Annotated in this window: 13 protein-coding genes; 8 read left to right on the forward strand and 5 right to left on the reverse strand. The window is 37.9% G+C overall.

Annotated elements, in window-relative coordinates; all coding sequences use genetic code 11:
* Positions 1 to 1,254, forward strand: a 1,254-nt coding sequence (locus KPC_RS14030; RefSeq protein ID WP_146196646.1) for a phosphoethanolamine transferase, incomplete at its 5' end; no start/stop codon positions are given.
* 71 nt (positions 1,255 to 1,325) lie between these two features.
* Here the strand turns inward: KPC_RS14030 and rluB are convergent.
* Genes rluB through KPC_RS14045 form a run of 3 tightly spaced genes read right to left on the reverse strand, consistent with a single transcriptional unit; the run spans position 1,326 to position 3,789 of the window.
* Positions 1,326 to 2,369 (reverse strand): 23S rRNA pseudouridine(2605) synthase RluB, encoded by a 1,044-nt coding sequence (gene rluB / locus KPC_RS14035; RefSeq protein WP_121974986.1) that lies wholly within the window; start codon positions 2,367 to 2,369, stop codon positions 1,326 to 1,328.
* Between the two features lie 41 nt (positions 2,370 to 2,410).
* A complete protein-coding gene (gene scpB / locus KPC_RS14040; protein WP_121974987.1) occupies positions 2,411 to 3,001 on the reverse strand; it encodes an SMC-Scp complex subunit ScpB in 591 nt (196 codons plus the stop codon).
* Positions 2,998 to 3,789, reverse strand: coding sequence for a segregation and condensation protein A (locus tag KPC_RS14045; RefSeq protein ID WP_121974988.1), 792 nt, complete (start codon positions 3,787 to 3,789; stop codon positions 2,998 to 3,000). The genes scpB and KPC_RS14045 overlap by 4 nt, the downstream gene beginning before the upstream one ends.
* Positions 3,790 to 4,094: 305 nt before the next feature.
* On the opposite strand from KPC_RS14045, the gene KPC_RS14050 reads away from it, so the two are divergent.
* On the forward strand, positions 4,095 to 4,823 hold the full coding sequence (locus tag KPC_RS14050; protein ID WP_121974989.1) for a GNAT family N-acetyltransferase: 729 nt from the start codon (positions 4,095 to 4,097) through the stop codon (positions 4,821 to 4,823).
* A 32-nt stretch (positions 4,824 to 4,855) separates the two neighbouring features.
* On the opposite strand, the gene KPC_RS14055 is transcribed toward KPC_RS14050, so the two are convergent.
* Both KPC_RS14055 and KPC_RS14060 read right to left on the reverse strand, forming a co-directional pair.
* Positions 4,856 to 5,473: an L-threonylcarbamoyladenylate synthase gene (locus KPC_RS14055; RefSeq protein ID WP_121974990.1), complete on the reverse strand. Its 618-nt coding sequence runs from the start codon at positions 5,471 to 5,473 to the stop codon at positions 4,856 to 4,858.
* 150 nt (positions 5,474 to 5,623) lie between these two features.
* A complete protein-coding gene (locus tag KPC_RS14060; protein ID WP_121974991.1) occupies positions 5,624 to 6,286 on the reverse strand; it encodes an elongation factor P hydroxylase in 663 nt (220 codons plus the stop codon).
* A gap of 96 nt (positions 6,287 to 6,382) precedes the next feature.
* On the opposite strand from KPC_RS14060, the gene KPC_RS14065 reads away from it, so the two are divergent.
* The 6 genes from KPC_RS14065 (at position 6,383) to lysM (ending at position 10,093) form a co-directional block, all read left to right on the forward strand.
* Positions 6,383 to 6,940 carry a YceD family protein gene (locus tag KPC_RS14065; RefSeq protein WP_121974992.1) on the forward strand — a complete coding sequence of 186 codons (558 nt, stop codon included), beginning with the start codon at positions 6,383 to 6,385 and terminating at the stop codon, positions 6,938 to 6,940.
* 74 nt (positions 6,941 to 7,014) lie between these two features.
* Positions 7,015 to 7,200 (forward strand): 50S ribosomal protein L32, encoded by a 186-nt coding sequence (gene rpmF, locus KPC_RS14070; protein ID WP_004723964.1) that lies wholly within the window; start codon positions 7,015 to 7,017, stop codon positions 7,198 to 7,200.
* A gap of 189 nt (positions 7,201 to 7,389) precedes the next feature.
* A complete protein-coding gene (gene fabD, locus KPC_RS14075; protein WP_121974993.1) occupies positions 7,390 to 8,376 on the forward strand; it encodes an ACP S-malonyltransferase in 987 nt (328 codons plus the stop codon).
* Complete coding sequence (gene fabG / locus KPC_RS14080) at positions 8,373 to 9,107, forward strand: 3-oxoacyl-ACP reductase FabG (RefSeq protein WP_121974994.1); 735 nt, start codon at positions 8,373 to 8,375, stop codon at positions 9,105 to 9,107. Before fabD ends, fabG begins: the two co-directional genes overlap by 4 nt.
* A gap of 86 nt (positions 9,108 to 9,193) precedes the next feature.
* Positions 9,194 to 9,430, forward strand: a complete 237-nt coding sequence (gene acpP / locus KPC_RS14085) for an acyl carrier protein (protein ID WP_121974995.1) — start codon at positions 9,194 to 9,196, stop codon at positions 9,428 to 9,430.
* 192 nt (positions 9,431 to 9,622) lie between these two features.
* Positions 9,623 to 10,093 (forward strand): peptidoglycan-binding protein LysM, encoded by a 471-nt coding sequence (gene lysM, locus KPC_RS14090; protein WP_121974996.1) that lies wholly within the window; start codon positions 9,623 to 9,625, stop codon positions 10,091 to 10,093.
* Positions 10,094 to 10,109 lie beyond the last annotated feature (16 nt).

A 10,109-nucleotide genomic window follows, 5' to 3' on the forward strand; every position in this document is an offset into this window, starting at 1 on the left:
ATTGTATTGTATGTCTTTTTAATATTATGGCTAAATAGATGCTGTAAAAAAAATATTATTACAAAAAATAAATCCATATGTGCTTCAATTTTTTTAATTTTATTCTTAATTATTATTTTTTTACCATCAATGAAAGGGAAGAAATTTGAAAATAATATTCATTATAGTGTGGTGAGAAATAGTCTTGGTGTATATACAAATTATATATGTAGTCTTTTTAAAAGTAAGACTAGTTATATGGGGGTAAAATATAAAGAGTATCAAATAAAAAAAATAAATGGTTCTGTAAATGTTATTTTTATTATGGGTGAAAGTGCAAATTTTCAACACATGTCCTTGTACGGATATGAAAGAGATACGACACCATTTTTGAAATCATTAGTTCATTCTGATCAATTTAAATATTATCATGGTGTTTCTCGTGGGTTTTCAACACGTATCGGTGTTCCATTAACTTTAAATGTAATTCAAGAACCAGATAATGTAGAACAATTATTATCATTGCAAACAAATTTATTTCATTTGGCAAAAAAAAATGGTTACAAGACATTCTATTTATCTAATCAAAAATCAGGTGTTTTAGCATCCTTAGTTAATTCCCGGGAAATTGATGAATTCCATGATGTATTTTCAAAAAAAATTCCACAAGATACCCAACATGATACGCGGCTAATAGATTCTTTAAATCAGTTTAATATTATTAATAAATCAAAAGAACCATTTTTTATTGTATTACATCAGCGAAATCACCATTTTGCTTATCAGGATAATTATCCAAACCAGTATCATGTTTATAAAAAATCTTTGAATGAGAATGAAAAATTGATAGATACATATGATAATTCGATGCGTTTTCAGGATGATTTTATTAAAAAATTAATTCAAATGGTAGATAATGTTAACCATAAACCAATACTAGTAGTTTACACATCAGATCATGGTGAATTATTTGGTGAAAAAGGTTTATGGGGACATGGTGCACCAGTTCTTAATTCTGCAGGTGTTCCAATATTTATCTATGCTAATGCAAGTGCCAAGACTTGGATTAACAATACTAATTTACCTGATCAATGTGCATTGGGGAATTATCATTTAGGCAAGTTTATAGCGAGAGCATTAGGCTGGGATATCAAAAATCCAAACGAATCTAAAAACTTTTATGTAAATATAAATTTACCTTATGATGAAGTGGATGGATATAAAAAATTTACTCTGTCTGAAGTAGAGAAGGAGCTTTGTCATCATACTGAATAATTAGCATAACAGACTTTCAAAAAAGCCACTAAGATATTAGTGGCTTTTCACAATAATTAAAACTCTAAAAATTAATACTTTTTAAAGCCCTTATTGAATCCCAAAGGTTTGCGTTGACCTGAACGCTCATTGCGATTATCACTATCGTAGCCGTTACCACCACGGCGTTCATAGCTATTTCCACGTTCAGAACGATTTTCGCTACGCTCTTGGCGATATTGGTTGCCATGTCCCTGACTTTCATGATGGTGATTATTATCACCTTCATTATCACGGCGTTGTTGACGTAGATAGCCGCCGCGGCGTGCAGCCATAGGTTTCTCTTGCATACGTTCGTTACGGCGTTTTGCCATACCAAATAGACCAGTACCTTGACGTGGTTTAAGCTCAACGATTTTAGTCAAATTGTCGATGTCTGCTTTATCTAGTTCCATCCAGCGACCAGTACGTAATTCGCGAGGTAAAATAACAGTACCGTAACGGGTACGAAGCAGGCGGCTTACTTTTAAACCTTGTGATTCAAAAATACGGCGGACTTCACGATTACGTCCTTCTTTGACTACAACCTGAAACCAGCGGTTAATCCCTTCACCACCAATTTCAGTAAACGATTCAAATTTTGCAGGACCATCATCCAGAACGACACCATTCAACATATTTTGACGTATTTGAGGTGTCACTTCGCCCATAACACGTACAGCATATTCACGTTCAATTTCATTTGAAGGATGCATTAAGCGGTTTGCCAATTCACCATCATTAGTGAAAAGTAATAAGCCCGTAGAGTTAATATCCAGGCGCCCAACCATAACCCAACGGTCATTTGCAATAGTAGGTAAATGATCAAAAACGGTTGGACGGGATTCAGGGTCATTGCGTGAGCAAATTTCACCCTCTGGCTTGTAATATATAAGTACGCGGCGGCGAATTTCATCTTCAATCTGGAACTGAACTTTTCGACCATCGATGCGAAGCTCATCACCTGGTTCAATTCGTTCACCTACTTGAGCAATTTGACCGTTGACACTAACACGTCCAGCAGCAATGACTTCTTCCATATAACGGCGAGAACCCAATCCTACACGCGCTAATACCTTTTGCAATTTTTCACTCATGACAGTATAACCTTAGAAATAATCATCAACAGTTCACCTATTTAGGACTTTGGTGTCTTTGCATCCAAAGCCATAAATGCTTCCTTGGCATCCTGTAGGGGAGGCAATTGATCAAGCGACAGCAGACCAAATGCATTCAAAAATTGAGGCGTTGTCACTAACAACGCAGGTCTTCCTGGGAGTTCGCGGAAACCAGATTCTTTAATCCAGTTCCAATCAAATAAAGTCCTCAATATCTGACTATTATTTGTCACTCCACGAATTTGCTCAATATCAGCTCGGGTCACGGGCTGATGATAAGCGATCACTGCTACTGTTTCTAACAGTGATGGTGATAATTTGGTTGGTCTTTCTGGCCAAACCTGTGCAATAACGTTGCGATATTTGGCACGAACCTGAAATCTATAACCCTGAGCAGATTCTACAAGTTCGATTGAGCGACCATGTTGCAATACCGCCAATTGAGCTAAATATTGGCGTAACTGCTGTTTACTATACTGATTCTGAAAAGCTTCTTTTAAGCGAGCGATAGAAACAGGTGCATCACTGGCAAAGATAATCGCTTCAAGTTGCATTAAAATTTCATGATGCAGTTCATCGACATGAAAAGTATTTTGTTGATCGGCTGTCATAAAGAAACCCCTTGAATTGCTAAAGGAGCATCAATACCAGTCGCAACGATATTGACTTTTTGCTGACGGGTAAGCTCTAAAATCGCCATAAAAGTCACAACCATCCCCATTTTACCTTGGCTTGGTCTAAGAAGTTGATCAAAACGGAATATATCGCCTGAATCCAGCATTTGTTCAATGTAGGCAATGCGCTCTTCAAGTAATACAGGTTCTTGCTGAATTTGATGGGTAACTGGCTCAGGACGATTAAAAATGCAGAACATTGCATCACGTAGCATATCAGCTTGGTAGCCTTCATAGCTTTTAGCAATATGTCCAATAGCCACATTTGTTGAAAAGGTATCACGTTCTAATATTGGCATTTGCCCTAAACGTGTTGCAGCTTCTTTTACACGTAAATAGGTTTCTAAACGATCAATCAATTCTTGTTTTGGATCTTTTTCGATATGTACAGATTGTGGTTTAGGTAATAACAAACGAGACTTTAGATCTGCAAGCAAGGCTGCCATCACCATATAGTCAGCAGTCAATTCAATATTTAAAGATTTCATGCTGTCCATATACGATAAATATTGAGTCGCAATAGGTGCAATATCAAGTTGTAGTAAATCAAAACCACTCTTTTGAATGAGGTAGATTAAAAAGTCGAGTGGTCCTTCGAAATGTTCAAGTAAAATTTCGAATGCAGCTGGGGGAATATATAAATCTTCAGGAATCGTATCTTGCCACTCATCGAGTACACGAATATGTGGAGCAGATTCCATCAAGTCATGGATTTCTTGATTCATTACAGTTATTAGCCACGCGAATTTTCAAAGGCATGATGTATCCAGAGAATCACTCTTCGGAGGATATAAGGAGATGAGTGACAGTCGAATTGCGTATAGAAAGTAAAGCTATTCTAGAATAAAAATACGTACGAATAAATTACTAAAAGGGAAAAACATTAAAAAAACTTGAAATAAATAGACAGTATTTTTTTACATGATACTACCTTAGAGATAATCTGATAAAAAAATAATCATATTTTACTAGAGATATTCAATGCTTATACGTTATATAAGTATGATATGCGAGTAAAAGAATTCTGATTATGAAAAATTTTAACAAAACACAAGAAAATGAATATGGGCAATTGATAGGAGCAGAAGTCTTAAATCCACTGCCAACACATTTTCTAGCTGAAAATTTGACAGCTGAAAATGTTTCTTTAAGGTTGCTTGATCCATCTGATATTGATCAGGAACAATTAAAGCAGATTTGGAAAGCTGTTAGTCAGGAACCTGATCGGAGATGCTGGACGTATTTACCTTACTCAGGATTCGAGTCTGAATCAGAGTTGCAGATTGCACTGGAGTCAAGTTTTGGTTTTAAAGGGGCTATTCATTATCTGATTTTGGTTAATGGGCAAGCAGTGGGCTGGATCGGATTATTAAATTTACGACCTAAAGATCATGTAGTAGAAATAGGTAATGTTTATTTTTCGCATCGAATGAAACAGTCTACAGCATCAACTGAAACGATTTACTTGCTTTTAAAAGCCTGCTTTGAGCAGGGATTTAGGCGTGTAGAGTGGAAGTGCGATGATTTAAATGAACCTTCGAAACGTGCTGCGAAACGGTTTGGTTTTACATTTGAAGGAACTTTTCGTCAAGATCGTATTAACAAGGGGCGAAATCGAAATACGACATGGTTTTCTATTTTGGATGAAGAATGGAAGTCACTAGATAAAGCTTATAGTGCCTGGTTGAAGTCAGATAACTTTGATGTGGATGGACAGCAAAAGATTCGTTTGGGCGATTTTATACAACTCTACAAATAGTGATAAAGGGTAGAATACATTGAATGAAGCGCTTATTCAAAAGCGCTTACATCACCTACACCACGACGGATAATTTCAGGATTGTCTCCAGATAAGTCAACGATACTTGTTGTGCTTAATGTACCTAATCCACTATCAATAAAAACATCAACTCTTTTACTTAGCTGGTTTTCAATATCATATGGATCATCGAGTGGTTCATCTTGACCAGGTAAAATGAGTGTACTGGTTAAAAGGGGTTCTCCAAGTTCTTTTAAAAGCATTTGGCAAACTGGATTACTTGGGATGCGTAATCCAATAGTTTTCTTTTTGGGGTGCATCAAACGGCGAGGAACTTCACTGGTTGCTGGTAAAATAAAAGTTGTTACAGCAGGGGTATTGGCTTTTAACAAACGATACATGGCATTGTCCACTTTGGCATAAGTCGCAATGTCAGATAAATCGGCACAAATAATTGCATATTGATGCTTTGGTCCTAATCCACGAATTTGTGCAATGCGTTCCATCGCATTTTTATTTCCGATCTGACAACCAATAGCATAAGCAGCATCAGTAGGGTAGACCACAACATCTCCAGCACGAATCCGTTCTACTGCCTGATCGATCAAACGAGCTTGAGGATTATCAGGGTGTATTCTTAAGTGCAACATATTTTGTCTCCCGAATGTACTCAAGTTTCTATTATGTAATGTGATTTCAATAGGTTTCAATCAGTAAGCGATTGATTTATGTAAATCTGGATTATAGATATCATAAAGTGTTTGCCAGAACATATCTTATATTTGAAATATTAATAGATGCTAATCAAGCATTGACCGATTAAACTCATCACTTTGTAATATTTTGCCACTTCGAGTGCATGCACAAATACAGCGAATAAAGTATTCAGCATCTCGTGGGAGTCTGGCTTTACCATCAAAATATTTTTGTACCTGGCTATATACATTATCTTTAAAAGTTGAGCCATCTCCCCCTTCACCAGTAAGGTTGTCTAGCGACACTCTAAATTTGCGACCAAATGCCTGAGAAAACAACCATTCAATTGCCTGAGGTTTAATTTCTACCTGTTCAAAAAGGGCTTGTTGTTCTTTTGTTCTGCCATCAGGTGCATACCAGTAGCCTAAATCTGGGAGTAAGCGCCGTTTATCACCGGCAATCGTCCAGTGACTAATTTCATGTAAGGCGCTGTTAAAAAAACCGTGTGCAAATTGAATACGTGCTGGGCTATTGTTTTCAGCTGGAAAGTATTCAGGTTCAAAATCACCACGAACTAGTATCACATTTAAGTGGGAAAACCAGTGATTAAAGTGTAAGATAAGCCAATCAACCTGCTCGGTTTCTGTTTTTAGACTAGCCCATGGTGAGCGTTGCACTAGGTCTAAATCCAAAGCAGAATCAAGCGTTGTAAGGGGCTTGATAGGTAATGAAGTTGTTATTTCAGGTTGCGGCTGCAACAGATGCATGACTTATTTCCCCAATTGATCTGTCTAAATAAGTACAAAATTGTATCTTAATCTTTGACAGAGTACCGATGAATTTGTAGAATTGCCGCCTTAATTATGTCAGCAAATACCTTTCCGGCACAGATTGAGCCGTTTAAATGGGCTGAACAGGGCTTTACATGGTCAGGTACACTGCCATTGTCTCGCTTTGCTCGTATTGCCCGTGAAGCTGTTGGGTCAATTGATAACCAATTGATCAACATAGACTGTAAACTATCAATGGATGCGTATCATCGTATCGTGTGGTTAGATGGTCGAGTTGAAACGAAAGTTCCAATGGAGTGCCAGCGTTGTCTGGAAGCTGTTGAAATTTCTCTCGTTTCTGATTTTCATCTAGCTCTGGTGGATGATGAGTCACTGATAGAGCGCTTGGATGAGGATGCTGATTTCATCGTTTTGGGTGAAAGTGAATCAACAACCAAAGGGGATTATACGACCCCTGCGACGATTGATTTATTAGCACTTTTAGAAGATGAATTGTTATTGCTGGTGCCTTTATCTCCTAAGCATGACGCTTGTGAGCATAAGCATCAGCCTACCGTTCAGGACATTGTCGAAGAAAAACGTGATAATCCGTTTGATGTTTTGGCAAGTTTGAAGGGTAAACTTAACTGATTTGTGTTATACTGTTAAGTTAAGACAACCGAATTTGTTCTGATCCATTTTTTCGATCTTTGTAAGGAGCCATCATGGCCGTTCAGCAAAACCGTAAAAGTCGCTCTCGCCGTGACATGCGCCGTTCACATGACGCTTTAACCGAGAATGCATTAACTGTAGACCAAACTACTGGTGAAACTCATCGTCGTCACCACGTAACTAAAGATGGTTTCTACCGTGGTCGTCAATTATTCGCTAAAGCAGCTGATGCTGAATAATTGAACAGACATTAAGCATCAGGCTTAAGAAAAATTGGGAGCGAAAGCTCCCTTTTTTTGTTCTTTTTCGCAATTATCATTGCCAAAATTAAGTGTTAAATTTGCCCCCAGAAAAAAGCTAAGATGAGAGCTTGTGAAAATTTCATCTTTTTTTGAATATGCATAAGCTCTGAATAAAGGATTTTTTATATGTCTGCTAAACGACTCGAGCAAGCCGCTCAAGCAACAAAAACTGCATTTGTGTTTCCTGGTCAGGGTTCACAAAAAGTCGGCATGCTGGCTGAACTCGCACAGCAGTTTAGTGGTGTGACTGATACATTTGCAGAAGCTTCTGAAGCTATCGGATTTGATTTATGGCACATCGCTCAAAGCGGTGAGGGTCTGGATCAAACTGAAAATACACAACCTGTTTTACTTACTGCAAGTATTGCATTGTGGCGTGTATGGCTGGAGTTAGGCGGGCTTGCACCAAGATATTTGGCTGGGCATTCATTAGGTGAATATAGCGCCTTAGTTGCTGCTAATTCGATGTCTTTAGCTGATGCCGTTAAATTGGTTAACCTTCGTGGTAAATTAATGCAAAGCGCAGTTCCTCAAGGTGAGGGGGCGATGGCAGCTATTTTAGGTCTGGATGATGCTAAAGTGATTGAGCTTTGTCAGGCTGTTTCTAAGACAGGTAACGGTTCTGTAGAGGCTGCAAACTACAATGCTCAAGGGCAGGTTGTTATTGCTGGTACTGCGTCACTTGTTCAGGATGTTATGACCCAGGCAAAAGAACAATCTGGTAAAGCTATTGCCCTTCCGGTGTCTGTCCCATCTCATTGTTCATTGATGAAACCTGCTGCTGAAAAGTTTGCTGAGGCATTGGAACAAACTGCTATTGAGTTGCCAAGCATCCCTGTAATACAAAATGTTAATGCTGGTATCGCTACAAATGTAGCAGATTTACGTCAGGCATTGACCCAGCAATTATATCAGTCAGTACAATGGACCAAGACAATGCAATACCTTCAAGATCAGGGTGTCCAGTATATTGTTGAATGTGGTCCAGGTAATGTACTTGCAAATCTGGCTAAACGCTTACCAAATATTGAAAAAGCATTCCCGATTGATACTAAAAGTCGTATGGAAGATGCACTAAATGCCATCTTGGTGGCAGAGGGAAAAATTGCATGACACAAGAACGTAAGGTTGCATTGGTTACAGGCGCAAGCCGTGGAATTGGTGCTGCGATTGCACAACAATTGATTCAGGATGGTTATTTTGTAGTTGGTACAGCAACATCTGAATCAGGTGCAGAAAAGTTAACGACTGCATTTGCGGAAAATGGTACTGGCGCGGTTCTTGATGTGCGTGATGGAGCAGCAATTGATGCTTTGGTTTCTGACATTGAGCAAAAATACGGTCCGGTACTTATCTTGGTGAATAACGCTGGCATCACTAAAGATAACTTATTACTACGCATGTCGGAAGACGATTGGGATGATATTCTCAATATTCATTTAAAAGCAGTGTTTCGCTTATCTAAGCGTGTATTGAAAGGTATGACCAAAGCACGTTTTGGTCGTATCATCAATATCAGCTCGGTTGTTGCTCATTTTGCAAATCCAGGTCAGGCAAATTATTCGGCTGCCAAAGCTGGTATCGAAGCATTTAGTCGTAGTCTCGCTAAAGAGATGGGTAGTCGCCAGATTACAGTAAACTGCATTGCACCAGGATTCATTGCAACAGAAATGACTGCTGAATTAAACGAAGACATTCGTAAAAAAATGAACGAGCAAGTTGCATTGAACCGTTTTGGTGAACCTCAAGACATCGCAAATGCAGTGAGTTTCTTGGCTTCAGACAAAGCTAGTTACATCACAGGTACAGTATTACACGTAAATGGTGGTTTATACATGGCTTAATGCGATGTATAAACTTTGAAAAAAACCAATATTCAATTACACTATAGGCAATTAAAAAGCCGCCACAAGCAATGAGGAGAATTCCTGTGAGCGATATCGAACAACGCATTAAACAAGCTGTTGCAGAACAATTAGGCATGAAACCTGAAGAGATTAAAAACGAAGCATCTTTTATGGATGACTTAGGTGCTGACTCTTTAGATTTAGTTGAACTGGTAATGTCATTTGAAAATGATTTCGACATCACGATTCCTGATGAAGATTCTAATGAAATTACTACAGTTCAATCTGCTATTGACTATGTAACTAAAAAACTTGGTTAATATGCAAGTTGCGTAGTAGATCTACGGATAAAAGCCATCGTTATCGATGGCTTTTTTTATATTAGGATTATAAAAAACATACAAGACGTTACGTAGAATAGGTTATATCAGTCTATTTTTTGAGAATTTTTTCATATATAAAATTATTTCAATATTTTTATAACAGTTGTCAAAACAATTTGGAGAACAAAAATGGGTCTATTTGATTTTGTTAAAGGTATCGGTAAAAAAAATACAGCACCTGCTGAACCACAAACACCTGCAACACCAGCAGAACCAACAGCACAAGAAGTTGCAAACCAGTTGTTGGGTTTGGTTAAGAGTTTAGGTTTGCCAGTGAATGGCTTATCTGTAAGTTATAATTCACAAACCGATTTGGCGACTGTTCGGGGGGAAGTGCAGACTCAGGCAGATAAGGAAAAAATTGTTTTGGCAATTGGTAATGTAGATCATGTGGCAAAAGTCGATGATCAAATTACAGTTGCTACCCCTGCTCCTGAAAGTAAATTTTATACGGTAAAATCAGGTGATAATTTATCTAAAATTGCAAAAGAATTCTATGGTGATGCAAATCAGTATCCGAAAATTTTTGAAGCAAACCGTCCATTGCTAAAAAATGCGGATGATATTTTTCCAGGGCAAGTTTTGAGAATACCAGAATAATACTTTTATTTAGATG

Source organism: Acinetobacter stercoris (assembly GCF_900323515.1).
Lineage (GTDB): Bacteria > Pseudomonadota > Gammaproteobacteria > Pseudomonadales > Moraxellaceae > Acinetobacter > Acinetobacter stercoris.